Origin of the sequence: Microbacterium sp. T2.11-28 (assembly GCF_950097975.1) — a bacterium.
Lineage (GTDB): Bacteria > Actinomycetota > Actinomycetes > Actinomycetales > Microbacteriaceae > Microbacterium.
In genome coordinates this window covers 861,336-877,740 of the sequence record NZ_CATNHF010000001.1, presented here as the reverse complement: position 1 = coordinate 877,740, position 16,405 = coordinate 861,336, and the positions used below count along the sequence as shown (strand labels likewise).

Here is a 16,405-nt window from a genome sequence, read left to right as displayed (position 1 = left end):
TCAATGAAGACACGCGGTCGCCGATCGGCGCTCGCCGTCGCCGGCCTGGCGGCGGCGACCGCCCTCGCCCTCACCGCCTGTGCCCCTCCGGGAGCGGCCGAGCCCGCGCCCACCTCGGGATCGAGCGGCGAGGCCGGCGGCACCCTCAAGGTCGGCTACATCTCGCCGACGACCGGCAACTTCGCCGTCGCCGGTCAGGAGATGGTGGACGGCTGGAACCTCTACTGGGACCTCAACGGCACCGAGGTCAACGGCGTCAGCATCGAGACGATCGTGGAGGACGACGCCGGCAACCCCGAGACGTCCCTCACCAAGGCGCGCAAGCTCGTCGAGCAGGACGAGGTCGACGTGATCGTCGGCCCCCTCATCGCCAACACGGCCCTGGCCGTCGCCGAGTACGCCGCGAGCGTCGGCGTCCCGAACCTGCACCCCGTCGCCGCCTCCGACGACCTGACCCAGCGCAACGCCAACGACCTGACGGTCCGCACCGGCTCCATGGGCGGCTCGCAGGCGAACTACCCCGGCGGCGAGTGGGCGGCCACCGAGGGCGGCTTCGACACCGCCGTCACCCTCTGCGCGGACTACGCGTTCGGCTGGGAGTCGTGCGCCGGCTTCGTGCAGGGCTTCACCCAGAACGGCGGCGAGGTCGTCGAGCAGATCTGGTTCCCGAACACGACGACCGACTTCTCGACGTACGTGTCGCAGATCCAGGCCGCCGGTGCCGACGTCGTCTACGTCGCCACCGCCGGTGGCGCCCCGGGTCCGAACTTCCTCAACGCCTACCAGGGCCTGGGGCTCGACTCGAGCAAGCTGCTCATGAACTGCTGCTCGCTCGACCAGGGCACCCTGCGCGCCATGGGCGACCAGGTGGTCGGCGTGAAGTCGATCAGCTACTGGTCGGAGGGACGCGACAGCGACGCGGTCGCCGAGTTCATCGAGGCCTACAAGGAGTTCGCCGACGGCAAGGTCCCCGGCGCCTACGTGGCCGGCGGCTACATGACGGCGTCGCTGGTGGCCTCCGTGCTCGAGGAGAAGGGACTGGTCACCGGTGAGGAGCTCGTCAGCGCCATCACCGAGTACACCTTCGAGGACAGCATCTTCGGACGCGTCTCGTGGGACGACTACAACAACATGGTGGGACCGGTGTACGTGCGAGAGGTGGTCGCCGGCGACGACGGCAACTTCTACAACACGCCGATCGCGACCTTCGAGGACGTCGACCAGTGGCTGGGCCGCACGCCCGAAGAGGCCCTCGCGCAGCCGACGTACTCGCAGAGCTTCCAGGGGCTCGAGTGATCGCATCGGCACCGGCGATGGCCCCGGGTCCTCACGGATCCGGGGCCACCGCCCCCGCGCTCACCGTGACGGGACTGGGCAAGCGCTACGGCGGCGTCCAGGCCGTCGACGACATCTCGCTGACGCTCGCTCCCGGCGAGCGGATGGGGGTCATCGGTCCCAACGGCGCGGGCAAGACCACGCTGTTCAAGATGATCGCCGGCGACGTCCCGCCGACGGCCGGCGCGATCGAGCTGTTCGGCCGCGACGTGACCCGGGTCGACGCCTCCCGCCGCGCGCGCCTGGGCGTCGGGCGCACCTTCCAGGTCTCGAACCTGTTCCGCGAGATGACCGTCCTCGACAACGTCCGCGTCGCCGCGCGCGGCGGCTCGCCGCAGGCGCGGGTGTTCTGGCGCACCCAGGGCCTGCGCGACGACGTCACGACGCGCGCGCTCGAGATGCTGGACTCCGTCGACCTCGTCGACCGCCGCGACGACACGGTCGCCGACCTGTCCCACGGCGAGCAGCGGCAGCTGGAGATCGCGATGGCGCTCGTGACCGATCCCCGCATCCTCCTTCTCGACGAGCCCGCCGCGGGTCTGTCGGCGGTGGAGCGCACGACGCTGCGCGAGCTGGTGGAGGCGCTGCCGCGGACGCTGCCGATCCTCCTCATCGAGCACGACATGTCCCTGGCGCTCGGGCTGACCGACCGCGTGATGTGCATGGAGAACGGCCACCACGTCGTCACCGGCACGCCGGCCGAGGTGCGCGAGCACCCCACCGTGAAAGAGATCTACCTCGGAAGGCGGGACAAGAAGTGAGCCTCACAGTCACCGGCCTGCACGTCGGCTACGCGACGGCGCAGGTGCTCCACGGCGTCGACTTCGAGATCGGCGACGCGCAGAGCGTCGCCCTCCTCGGTCGCAACGGCATGGGCAAGACGACGCTCGTCCGCGCGATCTGCGGGCTGCGTCCGCCGACGGTGACGGCCGGATCGATCGTCTTCGACGGGGCCGAGCTCACCAAGCTTCCCGTGCACCGGATCGCCCGCGCCGGGATCGCGCTCGTGCCGCAGGGCCGTCGCGTCTTCGGCTCGCTCACGACGCTGGAGAACCTCACCGTGGTCCCGCGGGCCCGGCGCGCCGCCGCTTCCGAGCCGTGGACCGTGGAGCGCGTGTTCGACTTCTTCCCCCGGCTCGCCGAGCGCTCCGGCTCGATGGCGCGGTCGCTCTCGGGTGGCGAGCAGCAGATGCTCGCGATCGGGCGGGCCCTCATGACCAACCCGTCGCTGCTCATCATGGACGAGCCCAGCGAGGGCCTGGCCCCGAGTGTCCTGGATGTCATCCAGGACCGCCTGGAAGGGCTTCGCGCGTCGGGACTGTCGATCCTCATCGCCGAGCAGAACGTGGACCTCGCCCTCGACATCGCCGAGCGCGTCATCGTGATCGACGACTCCGGCACGATCGCCTGGTCGGGCACCCCGGCGGAGCTGCGCGCCGACGACGTGCTCCTCGAGCGCCACCTGAGCATCTGACCGGAGCCCGAATGCCCGCCGATCCCCGCGCGCCCCGTCTGACGGGCGCCCTGCCGCTCGTCGACCTCGTGCTGCGCGGTGGCCGCATCACCACCTTCGCCGACCCCGACCAGGCTCCGGCCGAGGTCGAGTCGATCGCCGTCGCCGCCGGTCGCGTCGTCGCCGTCGGCACCGATCAGCAGCTCGCGCCCTACGCCGACCTGGCCGCGGAGGTCATCGACCTCGACGGTCGTCGCGTGATCCCGGGCCTCAACGACTCCCACATCCACGCGGTCCGCGGCGCCAACTCGTGGTCCCGCTCGCTGCACTGGGAGTCGGTGCGCTCGGTCGAGGGCGCGCTCGCGTCGATCGCCGAGGCCGCCGAGGCCCTTCCGCCGGGCGCCTGGATCTCCGTCGTCGGCGGATGGCACCGCTCGCAGTTCGCGGAGGGACGCGCGCCCGACCGCGCCGAGCTCGACGCCGTCGCGCCCGATCACCCCGTGTACCTGCAGGAGCTGTACGACCTCGGCATCCTCAACGCCGCGGGGCTGCGCGCCACGGGATTCGCCGACGCCGTCGCCGACCCGCCGCGCGGCGTGCTGGAGCGGGACGAGGACGGTGCGCTCACCGGACGGATCCGCGGCGTGGGGGCCTTCGCCGTGCCGATCGGACTGTCGCTGGGCGCCGAGGCCGCACAGGCGCAGGAGGGCGTCCGGGCGATGGCCGCCGAGTTCGCCCGGCACGGACTGACGGGCGTCGTCGACGGCGGCGGGCTGCTGATGACCCCGCGCGACTACGACCCGATCTCCGCGGTCTGGCGGACGGGCGACCTCGGGATCCGGGCGCGCCTGTTCGTCTCGGCCTGGACCCGCGGGGGCGAGGTCGCCGACATCGATGCGCTCACGACCCTCGTGCAGCCCGATTCCGGCGACGGGATGCTGCGGATCGTCGGCGTCGGCGAGATCCCGCACCTCGGCTGCCACGACATGGAGGGGCTCGACCCGTTCGCGATGCCCGACGACGCCGCCGAAGAGCTCGTGGACATCGTCCGCCTCTGCGCACGTCGCGGCTGGCGCATGAGCGTGCACGCCGTGCTCGACGCGACGCTCGGGCGGATCCTCGACGCGTGGGAGCGCGTCGAGGCCGAGACCGGGCTGGTCGCCGGTCGCGGCTGGTCGATCGTGCACGCCGACGAGGCGAGCCGGGGCAACCTCGAGCGGCTGGCGCGGCTCGGGGCGGGCGTGCTCGTGCAGAACCGGCTGATCCTCAAGGGGAGCGACTACGCCGACGCGTGGGGCGAGACCCCGACCGCGCAGGCGCCGCCGATCGGCACGATGCGGGAGCTCGGCATCGTCATCGGGGCGGGCACCGACGCCACCCGGGCCAACTGGTTCTCGCCGTGGGCGTCGATCTGGTGGCTCGTGACCGGCGACACGCTCGACGGCCGGGGCCGCCGCGATCCCGCTCACCGCATGGACCGCTGGGCCGCGATCGCGGCGTACACGAGGGATGCCGCCTGGTTCACGGGCGAGCAGGGCCATCGCGGTCGCCTGGTGCCCGGCTACGACGCCGACCTGTGCGTGCCGACCCGCGATCCGCTGACCTGCGCCGACGAGGAGCTCCGCGACATCCGGAGCGACCTGACCGTCCTCGGCGGGCGGATCACCCACCGATCCACGACCAGCGTCCGGTGACGGACATCACCGACAGGAGAAGCAGATGAGTCAGATCCCCCCGCCGCGTCGGGTCGGCCAGGCCGACGTGATCCACCACGAGGGCTTCGACGCCGGCATCGTGAGCCCGTTCGTGCCCGCGATCCGCGTGGTCTCCCCGGCGCGGCTCGTCTTCATCAGCGGCGTGACCGGCGCTCCCGTCTACCACGACCACCCTCACGTGGCCGAGGTGTTCGACGCGATGCCCACCGATGCGGCGGGACAGGTCCGCAACGCCTTCGACCACCTCGACCAGGCGCTGGCGGCGGCGGGCTGCGGCCGCCAGGACGTCGTCAACATGATCCGCTTCTTCACCGACGTCGAGGCCGACCAGGACGTCGTCAACGCGCACCAGGCCGCGTGGTTCGGCGGGCACATCCCCACGAGCACGACGGTGCAGGTGGTGCGCCTGGCCACCGACGCGCGGCTGCGCTTCGAGTTCCACGTGGTCGCCGCCGCCCCGGCGGAGGACGCGTGAGCGCCCATCACGGCCACGGCCACGGCCAGCGCCGCTTCGAGCGGCCCGCCGACCGGCCGGCCGGCGTCCGTCCCCTCGGCTCGCCCGGCATCATGGGCGTCGACTACGAGCACCGCGTCGACTTCGACCGGCTGCGCTCGTACCGCCTCGGCCGCGCTCAGGCGGCGCTGGAGGCGAGCGAGTGCGGGGCCTTCCTGCTCTTCGACTTCTACAACATCCGCTACACGACCCAGACCTGGATCGGCGGCGCCCTCGGCGACAAGATGATCCGCTACGCGCTGCTCATGCGCGGCCACGAGCCGATCCTCTGGGACTTCGGGTCGGCGGTGCGCCACCACAAGCTCTACTCCGACTGGGTGCCCGACGAGAACTACCGCGCGGGCTTCCTGGGGTTCAAGGGCGCCGTCGCGCCCGAGGGCGGCGCCGACCTCATGAAGACGGCGATCGACGAGATCGAGTCGCTGCTGGCGGCGGCGGGGCTGAAGGATGCGCCCGTCGGCATCGACATCATCGAGCCGCCGTTCCTGTTCGAGCTGCAGCGCCGCGGCATCCGGATCGCCGACGCCCAGCAGCACATGCTCGACGCGCGGGTGATCAAGAACCGGGACGAGATCATGCTGCTGAACCAGGCGGCGGCGATGGTGGACGGCGTCTACCAGGACATCGCCGACGCCCTGCGTCCGGGCGTGCGCGAGAACGAGATCGTCGCCCTCGCCAACGCGCGTCTGTACGAGTACGGCAGCGACCAAGTCGAGGCCATCAACGCGATCTCGGGGGAGCGGTGCAACCCGCATCCCCACAACTTCACCGACCGCATCATCCGGCCCGGGGATCAGGCGTTCTTCGACGTCATCCACTCCTACAACGGCTATCGCACCTGCTACTACCGCACCTTCGGTGTCGGATGGGCGACGCCCAGCCAGCACGACGCGTACAAGCAGGCGCGGGAATGGATGGACGCCGCGCTCGATGCGATCCGGCCGGGTGTCGGCAGCGATCAGGTCGCCGCCGTGCTCCCGAAGGCCGAGGACTTCGGCTTCGAGAACGAGCTGGCCGCCTTCGGGCTGCAGTTCGCCCACGGGCTCGGCCTCGGCCTGCACGAGCGCCCCATCATCTCCCGCCTGAACTCCATGGCCGACCCGGTGGAGCTGAAGGCCGGCATGGTGTTCGCGATGGAGACCTACTGCCCCGCCTCCGACGGATCGTCCGCGGCGCGGATCGAAGAGGAGGTCGTGGTGACCGACTACGGCATCGAAGTGCTCACCCGCTTCCCCGCCCAGGAGCTGTTCGTCGCGAATCCGTACTGACCTCGTCACGAGACGTCGTGGTGTTCAGTCTGACGGCACAGCCAGGAGTAGGGTCGGTCTCGCGAAGGGAGGCTCATGACCGGAGAGCTCGGTGACCGCATCCGTGCGGCACGCACCGCGCGGGGCCTCAGCCTGCGCGCCACCGCCGCCGAGGCGGCCATCTCGCCGAGCCTGCTGTCGCAGGTCGAGACCGGCAAGGTGCAGCCCTCGGTGAGCACGCTGTACGCCATCGTCAGCTGCCTCGGCCTCTCGGTCGACGACGTGCTCGGTCATCACCCGCCGGTCGCCGCGCCCGCCCGGCCCCGCATGCGTCCCGACCCCGTGCAGCCGTTCTCGGCGGCGCCCGAGATCGTCATGCAGAACGGTGTCACGTGGCGCAGTCTGGCGGTCGGCGGCGACGAGGGCATGGACGCCGTGCTCGCCACCTATCAGCCCGGCGCGGCCAGCTCGATCGACGAGACGCACATGCGGCACGTCGGCGTCGAACACGGCTACATCGTGCGCGGCGAGCTGACGCTCAAGCTCGAGTTCGACACCTTCGTCCTGCGGCCCGGCGACTCGCTGTGCTTCGACGCTCAGCGGCCCCACTACTACTTCAACCACACAGACGAGGTCGCCGAGGGTGTCTGGTACATCGTCGGGTCGACCCGCCGGACCGATGCCGACGCACCCGTCGACATCCGCAACGCCGTCGACGTGCTCGACGTGATGGGCCGGCTGCACCGTCGCAGCGCAGGCTGAACGAGGAGGCGAGCGCATGACCGAGCTCGAGACGCCCTGGAACACCGTAGGGGAGCGCGTGCGGGAGCTGCGCGCCGGTGCGGGCCTGACCGTGCGCGAGCTCGCCCGCCGGATCGGCGTCTCGGCGAGCCACGTCTCGCAGGTCGAGCGCGGCATCGGGTCCTTCAGCGTGCCGGCGCTCTACGCGGTCGCCGCCGAGCTGGGCGTCCAGATGCACGAGATCCTCGACCCGCAGGGTCCGCCGGTCCGGGCAACGGCGCCGTCCGACAGCGGCGGATCAGGCTCGGGCGAGGGCGGAGACCTGGAGGCGAGCGGCATCGTGCAGCGCGCCGATCAGCACCCCTCGATCAAGCTGAGCTCCGGCCCGCGGTGGAGCAGGCTCACGGCGCGCGGCGAGGCCGACGCCGAGTTCCTCGAGGTCGTCTACGCCCCCGGCACCGAGGCGCCCGCCGAGCACATCGTCCATCAGGGCCGCGAGTACGGGGTGATCATCGCGGGGCGGCTGAGCGTCGAGGTGCGCGGCGAGGCGACGACGCTCGTCCCGGGCGACTCGATCGTGTTCGACTCGGCGCTGCCCCACCGGTTCTGGAACGAGGGCGACGTCGAGGTGCGCGCGATCTGGTTCGTGCGGGACCGGAACGCGAACGACCCCGTCCCGCACGCCTGAGCGAGGGAGCGCAGCGACCGAGACGAAACGGGGCGGGGTGGCGTTTCGTCTCGCTGCGCTCGCTCAACGACCGGGGCTGCGCTCGCTCAACGACCGGGGGTGCGCTCGCTCGACCACCGGGCGTGTCGCGGTCCGGTGGGGGGTGTCGGTCGTTGAGCGAGGGAGCGCAGCGACCGAGACGAAACGGGGCGGGGTGGCGTTTCGTCTCGCTGCGCTCGCTCAACGACCGGAGGTGCGCTCGCTCGACGACCGGGGGGATCAGGCCTTCCAGACCGACTTGAGGTTGCAGAACTCGCGGATGCCCTCCGCCGACAGCTCGCGACCCACGCCGGAGTCCTTGATGCCGCCGAACGGCAGCTCCGGGTAGGAGATCGACATGCCGTTGACGAAGACGGCGCCCGCGTCGAGGCCGGCGACCAGTCGCTCCTCCTCGTCGGCGTCTTCCGTCCACACGGCCGAGCTCAGCCCGAAGGTGGTGTCGTTGGCGATCCGCAGTGCGTCCTCGGCATCCGCGGCACGATAGACGGAGGCGACGGGTCCGAACGCCTCCTCGCGGTACAGGCGCATCTGCGGGGTCAGGCCGGTGAGCACCGTCGGCGGGTAGAACCAGCCGTCGCCGTCGGGGACGCTCCCGCCCACGACCGCCGTCGCGCCGCCGGCGACGGCGTCGTCGACCAGCTCGATCAGGTCCTCACGGCCCGACCTGGTCGCGAGCGGGCCGATGTCGGTGCCGTCGGCCATCGGGTCGCCCACGCGCAGGGCCGACATGGCGGCGGCGAACTTCTCCACGAACGCGTCGTGCACGTCGGCGTGGACGATGAACCGCTTCGCGTTGATGCAGGCCTGACCGTTGTTGGTCGTCCGCGACGTCACCGCGGTCGCCACGGCGCGGTCGAGGTCGGCTGACGGCATCACGAGGAACGGGTCGGATCCGCCGAGCTCGAGCACGACGTGCTTGACCTCCGATCCGGCGATGGCGGCCACCGACCGCCCGGCGGGCTCGGAGCCGGTGAGGGTCGCGGCGACCACGCGCGGGTCGCGGAGCACGCCCTCGACCTTGGCGGCGGGGATCAGGAGCGAGCGGAACGAGCCCTCCGGGAACCCGCCGCGCTCGAACAGCGTGTCGAGGTAGAGCGCGGCCTGCGGCACGTTCGACGCGTGCTTGAGGAGGCCGGTGTTCCCGGCCATGAGGGCGGGCGCGGCGAAGCGGATGACCTGCCAGATGGGGTAGTTCCACGGCATCACCGCGAGGACCACGCCGAGCGGCTGGTAGACCGTGTGCGCGCGCGACGCGCCGACGGCGGACGGGTCGTCGAGCGTCCATCCCGACAGGAACTCCTCGGCGCGGTCGGCGTAGAACCGCATCGCCTTCGCCGATTTCGCGACCTCGGCGCGGGCCTGTGCGAGGGGCTTGCCCATCTCGGCGGTGATCATCTCCGCCGCCGTGTCGACGTCGGCATCGAGCACGTCGGCGGCCGCGTGCATCCACTCCCGGCGCTGCGCGAACCCGGTGCCGCGCAGGGTGCGGTGGGCCGCGGCGGCCGCCGCGATCCGGGCGTCGATCTCGGCGTCGTCGTGCTCCTCGAACCGGGCGATCGTCTCGCCGGTGGCGGGGTTGATGGAGGCGATGGGCATGGCGGGCCTTTCTGAGGGGCGGACTGCGGATCAGTCGTCGTGCGTGTGGTCGAAGATGTGCGGCGTGCGGGCGAGCTGACGGCGTGTGCGACGGATGTGTCCGCCGAGCACGCGCTCGGCCTCCTCGAGGTCGCCGTCCTTGAGGGCGGCCACCATCAGGTGGTGCTCCTCGTAGGCGATGCGGCGCGAGTCGCGGTCCCACGACGAGACGTACGCGCGCCGGTAGGGCGCCGTCGTGTTCCAGAGCTTGCGGATGAGCGGATCCAGCTGCGAGGTGCGTGCGGCGGCGTAGCTGGCCAGATGGAACTCGCGGTCCAGCTGCAGGAACGCCTCGGTGTCGTCGCCGGCCTCGCTGATGCGCTGGGCGAGATCGGCGAGATGCTCCAGCGCGGCGGGATCCAGCTGCGGCGCGGAGTACCGCAGGAGCAGAGGCTCCAGCCGCTCGCGCATCTGGTACACCTCCTCGCACTCGGCGAGGGTCAGCCGCGACACCCACGCTCCGGAGTTGGCGACGACGGTGACGAGGCCCTCGTACTCCAGCTGCCGGATCGCCTCGCGCACCGGGACGCGGCTCGCTCCGTACTCGGCGGCCACGTCCTCCTGACGGATGCGGGTGCCGGGCGGGTAGGCGCCCCCGATGATGCGGCTGCGGATGCCCTCGGCGATCCGCGCCCCGGCGTCGCCGTCGCGGGTGCGGGTGATGTCGATCTGGCTCATGGATTCACTCTGACCGGTCGCCGATCACTTCGCCGGATCCGCGGGGTGCCACAGCAGCGTGTCGGCATGCGCCTCGTACGCCTTGCCGTCCGGGAACGAGACGAGCTCGAACTGCATGCCCCAGGGGCTGCGGAAGTAGAGCCAGCGCTGTCCGGCAGAGGCGCCGGCGCTCACCACCGGCTCGCCCATCACGTCCACGTCGTGGGCGCGGAGGTAGGTGACGGCCGCGTCCATGTCGTCCACGTACAGCGCGAGGTGGTGCCCGCCGATGTCGCTGTTGCGGGGGAGTGGCGCCTGCCCGTCGGCGCTGTCGTAGTGGAACACCTCGAGGTTGCTGCCGTTGCCGAGCCGGTAGAAGCGGATCTCGGTGATGGCGGTGCGGGGGTGGACGCCCAGCTGCACCGCCATGAAGTCGTCGTCGGACCGTTTCGCGCCGAGCGTGTACACGCGGACCGCCCCGAGCACGTCCACGAGGAACCGCTCCGCCTCGTCGAGGTCGGGCACCGTGAAGCCGATGTGGTCGGTTCCGCGCATTCCGGGGATCGGCATGTCGGCTCCTCTCGTCACTCCGATGTGATTGCCCCGATTGTATCCACTTGCCGCCGCGAATCAACCCGAATCGACTCTGGAAGGGATGCGGGTCTTGATATTGGATGCAATTGTCCTCTACCGTGATCACACCGCATGACATCGATGGAGACGAACATGCCGCGACGACGCACCCTCTCGACCGACGTTCCCTGGATCGAGCTGAGCACGACGGCAGCCGACTGGAAGGCCGCGGATCCCGTCCTGCTGACGACCATGCTCGGCCAGCTCCACCTCATCCGCGCCTTCGAGGAGAGCGTGCTCGATCTCGCCGGCGCCGGACTCGTGCACGGACCGGCGCACTCCAGCATCGGCCAGGAAGGCGGCGCGGTCGGCTCGATCGTGACGCTCCGCTCGACCGATGCCGTCAACGGCTCGCACCGCGGCCATCACCAGTTCCTCGCCAAGGCGATCGGGCACGTCTCGGGCGGCCGCCTGGATCCCGCCCATCTCGTCGACGCCGAGATGCAGGCGCTCCTGCAGCGGACCCTCGCCGAGATCCTCGGGCTCGCCCAGGGCTTCTCGGGCGGGCGGGGCGGATCGATGCACCTGCAGTGGCTGGAGGCGGGGGCGCTCGGCACGAACGCGATCGTCGGCGGCGGCGCCCCGCTGGCCGCCGGCAACGCCTGGGCGCAGAAGCACGCGGGGACGACGGACGTCTCGATCAACTACTTCGGCGACGGCGCGAGCCAGATCGGCTCCGTGCTGGAGTCGATGAACCTCGCCGCCGCGTGGCGCCTGCCCGTCATGTACTTCATCGAGAACAACCTCTATGCGGTCTCCACCCGCGCCGAGGAGGCGACCGCCGACCCGCGCTTCTCGGTCCGCGGTCAGGGCTTCGGGATCCCCTCGTGGCGCGTAGACGGCATGGACCCCCTCGCCGTGCACCTGGCGACCCAGGAGGCGCTGGAGCGCATGCGCTCCGGTGAAGGGCCGGCGATCATCGAGGCCGAGGTGTACCGCTTCTTCCACCAGAACGGGCCGTATCCGGGGAGCGCCTTCGGATACCGCACGAAGGACGAGGAGAAGAGCTGGAAGGCGCGCGACCCCATCGCACGCCTCGAGAAGGAGCTCGCGAAGCTCTCGGTGCTCGGCCCCGACGAGGCGGCGGCTCTGCGCGCACAGGCACGCGAGGCGATGGCGGCGGCCGTGGGCGCCCTCACCGAGGACGACCCCGACAACGCCGGCCGTCGCCGCATCGTCCCCGCGCTGTGGCCCGACCCGGCCGTGGTCGACACCGGCATCCGCGGCGACGCGAGCGAGCTCGACGCCCTCACCGCGGCCGAGCCCGCCGACCACACCGGCGGCTGGACCGACGTCAAGTTCGTCGACGCCGTCGCCGCCGCGATGGAGCGCCGGATGGCCGCCGATCCGCGGATCGTCGTGATGGGCGAGGACGTCCATCGCCTCGCCGGAGGCACGAACGGCGCCACCAAGGGGCTGCTCGCGGCCTTCGGTCCCGACCGCGTGATCGGCACGCCCATCAGCGAGAACGGCTTCTTCGGACTGGCGGGCGGGATGGCGCTCGACGGCCGGTTCCGTCCCGTCGTGGAGTTCATGTACCCCGACTTCATGTGGGTCGCCGCCGACCAGGTGTTCAACCAGGTCGGCAAGGCCCGACACATGTTCGGCGACAACAACACCGTTCCGCTCGTGCTGCGCACCAAGGTCGCCATGGGGTCGGGCTACGGGTCGCAGCACCTCATGGATCCCGCCGGGATCTTCGCGACCTCCGCGGGATGGCGGATCGTGGCACCCTCGACGGCGGCCGATTACATCGGCCTCCTGAACGCGGCGCTCGCCCTCGAGGATCCCGTGCTGGTGATCGAGCACGTCGACCTGTACGGAACCGCCGACCGGGTGCCCGACGGTGATCTGGACTACGTGATCCCGCCGGGGCGGGCCGCCGTGCGCCGCGAGGGCTCGACGGTGACCGTGCTCACCTACCTCTCGATGGTGGGTCACACCCTGGAGGCCGTGGAGCGCACCGGCGTCGACGCCGAGGTCATCGACCTGCGCTGGCTCGACCGCGCGTCGCTCGACTGGGAGACGATCGAGGCGAGCGTGCGCAAGACCGGCGCCGTCCTCATCGTCGAGCAGGGCGCGCGCGGCACCTCGTACGGTGCGTGGCTGGCCGACGAGCTTCAGCGGCGGCTGTTCGACTGGCTCGATCAGCCGATCGAGCGGGTCACCGGAGGCGAGGCCAGCCCCAGCATCTCCAAGGTGCTCGAGCGCGCGGCCATCGCCCGCACGGAGGAAGTGGCCGAGGGCCTCGAGCGGGTGCGGACGAACGGAGGCGGACGCTGATGGCCGCCGTCGTGCGCATGCCCGCGCTGGCCGCCGGTGCCACCGAGGCGGCGGTGCAGGCGTGGCTGGTCGCCGTGGGCGACCGTGTCGAGGTCGGCCAGGAGATCGTCGAGATCGAGACCGAGAAGGCGGTCGTGGAGTACGAGGCGGAGGAGGCGGGGATCGTCGCCGCCGTGCTCGTCGACGCCGGCGCGGCGGCCGCCGTCGGATCGCCGATCCTCGTGCTGGCAGGCGAGGGCCAGTCCGCCGAGGATGCGCTCGCCGAGGCGGGCGTCGCGGCCGCCGGCCCGGAGCCCAAGACCACAGAGCCGAAGACCACAGAGCCGAACGCCACCGAGCCGGCGACGACCGCCGCCGGAGCGGGGGATCAACCCGCGACGGAGTCGTCGGAGGACGGTCTGCTCGCCCCGGCTCCGGCGCCCGTGCCACCGGAGGCTCCCGCGACTCCCGAGGCGGCGCCGGCCGCTGCCGTCGAGACTCCGGCGGAGCACGGCTCCCGCCAGTTCGCCAGTCCGCTCGTGCGCAAGCTGGCCCGCGAGCGCGGCCTCGACCTCACCGGCCTGAAGGGGTCGGGACCCCACGGCCGCATCGTGCGGCGCGACCTCGACGATCTGCCCGCATCCGCACCCGCACCCGCGACGGCGCCCGCCGCGACGACGGCGGCGCCGGTCCCTGCCACCGGGGAGCCCGCACCGTACACGGACGTGCCGCACACCGGGATGCGTCGAGCGATCGCGCGACGGCTCACCGAGAGCACCGTCACCGTGCCGCACTTCTTCCTGTCGGCGGACTGCATCGTCGACGAGGTCCTCGAGCTGCGCACGCGCATCAACGAGAAGGCCGAGTCGAAGATCTCCGTGAACGACTTCGTCCTGAAGGCCGTCGCCGCGGCGATGCTCGATGTTCCCGAGGCCAACGCGATCTGGACCGACGAGGCGACGCGGCGCTTCTCGAGCGTCGACATCGGCGTGGCCGTCTCGATCCCCGGGGGACTCGTGACGCCGGTCGTCCGCGGGGTCGAGGCGCTCTCGCTGAGCGGCGTGAACCGCACGGTCCGCGACGTCGCCGAGCGCGCCCGCGCGGGACGTCTCAAGCAGCACGAGCTGGAGGGCGGCTCGTTCGCCGTGTCGAATCTCGGCATGTACGGCACGTCGCGCTTCTCCGCGATCATCAACCCGCCGCACGCCGGCATCCTCGCCGTGGGAGCGGCCGAGCGCCGGCCCGTCGTCGGCTCGGACGGCGAACTGACCGCGGCGACGGTCATGACGGTGACGCTGTCGGCCGACCACCGCGTCCTCGACGGCGCGCTCGCCGCGCAGTGGCTCGCCGCCTTCACCGATCGCATCCAGAACCCGCTGACGCTGCTCGTCTAGCGCGAGAATCCCTACGACGGCTCGCACACCCGATACCGAGAGAAAAGGAAACACCACATGTCCGACACCCTGCCCACCATCGGTTGGATCGGTGCGGGACGCATGGGAGCACAGCTCATCCAGCGCCTCCTCGACGCCGGCTACGACGTCGCCGTCTACAACCGGACGGCGTCGAAGGTGCAGCCGCTGGTCGACGCGGGAGCCAGCCACGTGGCGCGTCCCGTGGATCTCGCCGGCCGCGACCTCGTGTTCAGCATGGTCTCGGCCGACAAGGACCTCGAGGCGGTGCTGCTCGGTCCGGACGGCCTGCTCACCGGCGACACTGCACCGCGGATCGTCGCCGACGTGTCGACGGTGTCGGTGGCCACGAGCGAGAAGGTGCGCGCCGCGGCCACCGAGCGCGGCACCGCGTTCCTCGCGACGCCCGTCTCCGGCAACCCGGCCGTGATCGCGGCGGGCAAGCTCACCGTCGCCGTCTCCGGTCCCCGCGACGTGTTCGACGAGGTCGAGCCCGTGCTTCAGGTGTTCGGCCGGGGCGTGACGTACGTCGGCGAGGGCGAGGTGGCGCGTCTCGTGAAGATCGCGCACAACGTGTTCCTGGGCGTCGTCACCCAGTCGCTGGCCGAGATCACGGTGCTCGCACAGAAGGGCGGCGTGTCCCGCGAGGCGTTCCTGTCGTTCCTCAACGACTCCGTGATGGGATCCGTGTTCACCGGCTACAAGACGCCGGCCTTCGTGAACCTCGACTTCACCGCGACGTTCACGATGCCGCTCCTGCAGAAGGACTTCGACCTCGGACTGGACGCCGCCCACCGGCTGGGCGCGCCGATGCCGATCGCCTCGGCGACGCGCCAGATCGTCGCGCAGGAGGTCGGTGCCGGCAACACCGAGCTCGACTTCGCGACGCTCCTGCTGACCGTCGCGCGCGGGGCCGGGCTCGACCTGCAGCCCGAGAACGCGGCTGTCACCGACGGCCTGCAGGACTGAGCCGATGACCGCCGCGATCCCGGCGACCATGCGCGCGGCCGTGCTGCACGGTCGCCGGGATCTGCGCGTCGAGGAGGTGCCGTCGCCGTCACCCGGTCCCGGCGAGCTGCTCCTGGAGGTCACCGCGGTGGGTGTCTGCGGGACGGATGCCGCCGAGTGGGGGAACGGTCCGAAGCTCCTGCCGATCGAGGTCCGCCACCCCGTCACCGGGCACCTCGGGCCGCTGACGATGGGGCACGAGTTCGCCGGTCGCGTCGTGGCCGTCGGCGACGGCGTCGACCCGGCCTGGATCGGCCGGCTGGCGGCATCGTGCGGTGCCGGCCCGTGCGGCGAGTGCGACCTGTGCCGCATCGGCCGTTCGAACGTCTGCCGTCGCTACGCGGCGGTCGGCCTCCATCGCGACGGTGCGCTGGCGCGCTACGTGTCCGCCCCGGCGGCCAGCTGCGTCGATGCGGGGGCCCTCGGCATCGACGAGCACGAGGCGGCGCTGGTCCAGCCGATGTCGATCGCCGTGCATGCGGCGCGCCGCTCGGGAGTGCGATCCGGCGACGTCGCCGTCGTCCAGGGCGTCGGGGGCATCGGCGCGTTCCTCATCCACGTGCTCGTCGACCTCGGTGCGCGCGTCGTGGCGGTCGACCTCGATCCCGGGCGGCTCCGCCTCGCCGCGGAGCTCGGTGCGACGCTCACCGTCGTCGGAGCCACGGCGACCACCGCCGACGAGCTCGTCGCCGCCTGGGGGGAGGAGCTCCCCGTCTTCTTCGAGGTGACCGGGTCGCAGCGCGGCCTGGACCTCGCGATCGAGATCGTCCCCATGGGCACCACCATCGTCGCCGTCGGCATCGCGAAGGCGCCGGCCCCGGTGGACCTCGGCCGCGTGACGGTCCGTGAGATCACCCTCGTCGGCACGAATGCGATGGTGCGCGAGACCGACCTCGACGACGCGGCCCGGCTGGTCGCCGCGCGTGCCGGCCGGTGGGATGTCGTCGCGCCCGCGCCGCTGCCCTTCGAGCGCCTCGTCGACGGCGCCCTGGCCCCCATCGCCGACGGGCGTCCGCCGGCGGTGAAGTCGCTCGTCCTCCCGCCGCGGCCCTGACCCGTCCGCGCT

At 71.7% G+C, this 16,405-nt stretch carries 15 protein-coding genes; 12 read left to right on the top strand and 3 right to left on the bottom strand.

Features of this window, described 5'->3' with window-relative positions:
• The first annotated feature begins 3 nt into the window (after window positions 1-3).
• The 8 genes from QQZ13_RS04265 (at window position 4) to QQZ13_RS04230 (ending at window position 7,693) form a co-directional block, all read left to right on the top strand.
• The gene (locus QQZ13_RS04265) at window positions 4-1,296 is read left to right on the top strand and encodes an ABC transporter substrate-binding protein (RefSeq protein WP_284527862.1); all 1,293 of its coding nucleotides are present in this window, start codon (window positions 4-6) and stop codon (window positions 1,294-1,296) included.
• Window positions 1,297-1,313: 17 nt separating this feature from the next.
• Window positions 1,314-2,096 (top strand): ABC transporter ATP-binding protein, encoded by a 783-nt coding sequence (locus QQZ13_RS04260; protein ID WP_284527861.1) that lies wholly within the window; start codon window positions 1,314-1,316, stop codon window positions 2,094-2,096.
• Entirely contained in the window at window positions 2,093-2,809 is a 717-nt protein-coding gene (locus tag QQZ13_RS04255) for an ABC transporter ATP-binding protein (RefSeq protein WP_284527860.1), read from the top strand. The genes QQZ13_RS04260 and QQZ13_RS04255 overlap by 4 nt, the downstream gene beginning before the upstream one ends.
• Window positions 2,810-2,820: 11 nt before the next feature.
• Window positions 2,821-4,482 (top strand): amidohydrolase, encoded by a 1,662-nt coding sequence (locus QQZ13_RS04250; protein ID WP_284527859.1) that lies wholly within the window; start codon window positions 2,821-2,823, stop codon window positions 4,480-4,482.
• A gap of 25 nt (window positions 4,483-4,507) precedes the next feature.
• Window positions 4,508-4,978 (top strand): RidA family protein, encoded by a 471-nt coding sequence (locus tag QQZ13_RS04245; protein ID WP_284527858.1) that lies wholly within the window; start codon window positions 4,508-4,510, stop codon window positions 4,976-4,978.
• Window positions 4,975-6,285 (top strand): Xaa-Pro peptidase family protein, encoded by a 1,311-nt coding sequence (locus QQZ13_RS04240; protein WP_284527857.1) that lies wholly within the window; start codon window positions 4,975-4,977, stop codon window positions 6,283-6,285. Before QQZ13_RS04245 ends, QQZ13_RS04240 begins: the two co-directional genes overlap by 4 nt.
• A gap of 75 nt (window positions 6,286-6,360) precedes the next feature.
• Window positions 6,361-7,026: a cupin domain-containing protein gene (locus tag QQZ13_RS04235; RefSeq protein WP_284527856.1), complete on the top strand. Its 666-nt coding sequence runs from the start codon at window positions 6,361-6,363 to the stop codon at window positions 7,024-7,026.
• Between the two features lie 16 nt (window positions 7,027-7,042).
• The gene (locus QQZ13_RS04230; RefSeq protein WP_284527855.1) at window positions 7,043-7,693 is read left to right on the top strand and encodes a helix-turn-helix domain-containing protein; all 651 of its coding nucleotides are present in this window, start codon (window positions 7,043-7,045) and stop codon (window positions 7,691-7,693) included.
• A gap of 258 nt (window positions 7,694-7,951) precedes the next feature.
• Here QQZ13_RS04230 and QQZ13_RS04225 read toward each other — a convergent pair whose 3' ends face one another.
• The 3 genes from QQZ13_RS04225 to QQZ13_RS04215 are packed head-to-tail and all read right to left on the bottom strand — an operon-like array spanning window position 7,952 to window position 10,594.
• Window positions 7,952-9,328 (bottom strand): NADP-dependent succinic semialdehyde dehydrogenase, encoded by a 1,377-nt coding sequence (locus QQZ13_RS04225; protein ID WP_284527854.1) that lies wholly within the window; start codon window positions 9,326-9,328, stop codon window positions 7,952-7,954.
• Between the two features lie 30 nt (window positions 9,329-9,358).
• Complete coding sequence (locus QQZ13_RS04220) at window positions 9,359-10,045, bottom strand: GntR family transcriptional regulator (RefSeq protein ID WP_284527853.1); 687 nt, start codon at window positions 10,043-10,045, stop codon at window positions 9,359-9,361.
• 24 nt (window positions 10,046-10,069) lie between these two features.
• Complete coding sequence (locus tag QQZ13_RS04215; RefSeq protein WP_284527852.1) at window positions 10,070-10,594, bottom strand: VOC family protein; 525 nt, start codon at window positions 10,592-10,594, stop codon at window positions 10,070-10,072.
• 156 nt (window positions 10,595-10,750) lie between these two features.
• Here QQZ13_RS04215 and QQZ13_RS04210 point away from each other — a divergent pair, with 156 nt between their 5' ends.
• Genes QQZ13_RS04210 through QQZ13_RS04195 form a run of 4 tightly spaced genes read left to right on the top strand, consistent with a single transcriptional unit; the run spans window position 10,751 to window position 16,393 of the window.
• Window positions 10,751-12,940, top strand: a complete 2,190-nt coding sequence (locus QQZ13_RS04210) for a thiamine pyrophosphate-dependent enzyme (RefSeq protein ID WP_284527851.1) — start codon at window positions 10,751-10,753, stop codon at window positions 12,938-12,940.
• Window positions 12,940-14,313, top strand: a complete 1,374-nt coding sequence (locus tag QQZ13_RS04205) for a 2-oxo acid dehydrogenase subunit E2 (RefSeq protein WP_284527850.1) — start codon at window positions 12,940-12,942, stop codon at window positions 14,311-14,313. The genes QQZ13_RS04210 and QQZ13_RS04205 overlap by 1 nt, the downstream gene beginning before the upstream one ends.
• Before the next feature lie 57 nt (window positions 14,314-14,370).
• Entirely contained in the window at window positions 14,371-15,300 is a 930-nt protein-coding gene (locus QQZ13_RS04200; protein ID WP_284527849.1) for an NAD(P)-dependent oxidoreductase, read from the top strand.
• A gap of 4 nt (window positions 15,301-15,304) precedes the next feature.
• Entirely contained in the window at window positions 15,305-16,393 is a 1,089-nt protein-coding gene (locus tag QQZ13_RS04195) for a zinc-binding dehydrogenase (RefSeq protein WP_284527848.1), read from the top strand.
• The last annotated feature ends 12 nt before the right edge of the window (window positions 16,394-16,405 follow it).

Bases quoted from the DNA above. Each gene is read 5' to 3' on its own strand.
- QQZ13_RS04220 (WP_284527853.1), bottom strand. From the start codon at position 10,045: ATGAGCCAGATCGACATCACCCGCACCCGCGACGGCGACGCCGGGGCG.
- QQZ13_RS04245 (WP_284527858.1), top strand. From the start codon at position 4,508: ATGAGTCAGATCCCCCCGCCGCGTCGGGTCGGCCAGGCCGACGTGATC.
- QQZ13_RS04215 (WP_284527852.1), bottom strand. From the start codon at position 10,594: ATGCCGATCCCCGGAATGCGCGGAACCGACCACATCGGCTTCACGGTG.
- QQZ13_RS04265 (WP_284527862.1), top strand. From the start codon at position 4: ATGAAGACACGCGGTCGCCGATCGGCGCTCGCCGTCGCCGGCCTGGCG.
- QQZ13_RS04205 (WP_284527850.1), top strand. From the start codon at position 12,940: ATGGCCGCCGTCGTGCGCATGCCCGCGCTGGCCGCCGGTGCCACCGAG.
- QQZ13_RS04250 (WP_284527859.1), top strand. From the start codon at position 2,821: ATGCCCGCCGATCCCCGCGCGCCCCGTCTGACGGGCGCCCTGCCGCTC.
- QQZ13_RS04210 (WP_284527851.1), top strand. From the start codon at position 10,751: ATGCCGCGACGACGCACCCTCTCGACCGACGTTCCCTGGATCGAGCTG.
- QQZ13_RS04235 (WP_284527856.1), top strand. From the start codon at position 6,361: ATGACCGGAGAGCTCGGTGACCGCATCCGTGCGGCACGCACCGCGCGG.
- QQZ13_RS04260 (WP_284527861.1), top strand. From the start codon at position 1,314: ATGGCCCCGGGTCCTCACGGATCCGGGGCCACCGCCCCCGCGCTCACC.
- QQZ13_RS04200 (WP_284527849.1), top strand. From the start codon at position 14,371: ATGTCCGACACCCTGCCCACCATCGGTTGGATCGGTGCGGGACGCATG.
- QQZ13_RS04230 (WP_284527855.1), top strand. From the start codon at position 7,043: ATGACCGAGCTCGAGACGCCCTGGAACACCGTAGGGGAGCGCGTGCGG.
- QQZ13_RS04225 (WP_284527854.1), bottom strand. From the start codon at position 9,328: ATGCCCATCGCCTCCATCAACCCCGCCACCGGCGAGACGATCGCCCGG.
- QQZ13_RS04195 (WP_284527848.1), top strand. From the start codon at position 15,305: ATGACCGCCGCGATCCCGGCGACCATGCGCGCGGCCGTGCTGCACGGT.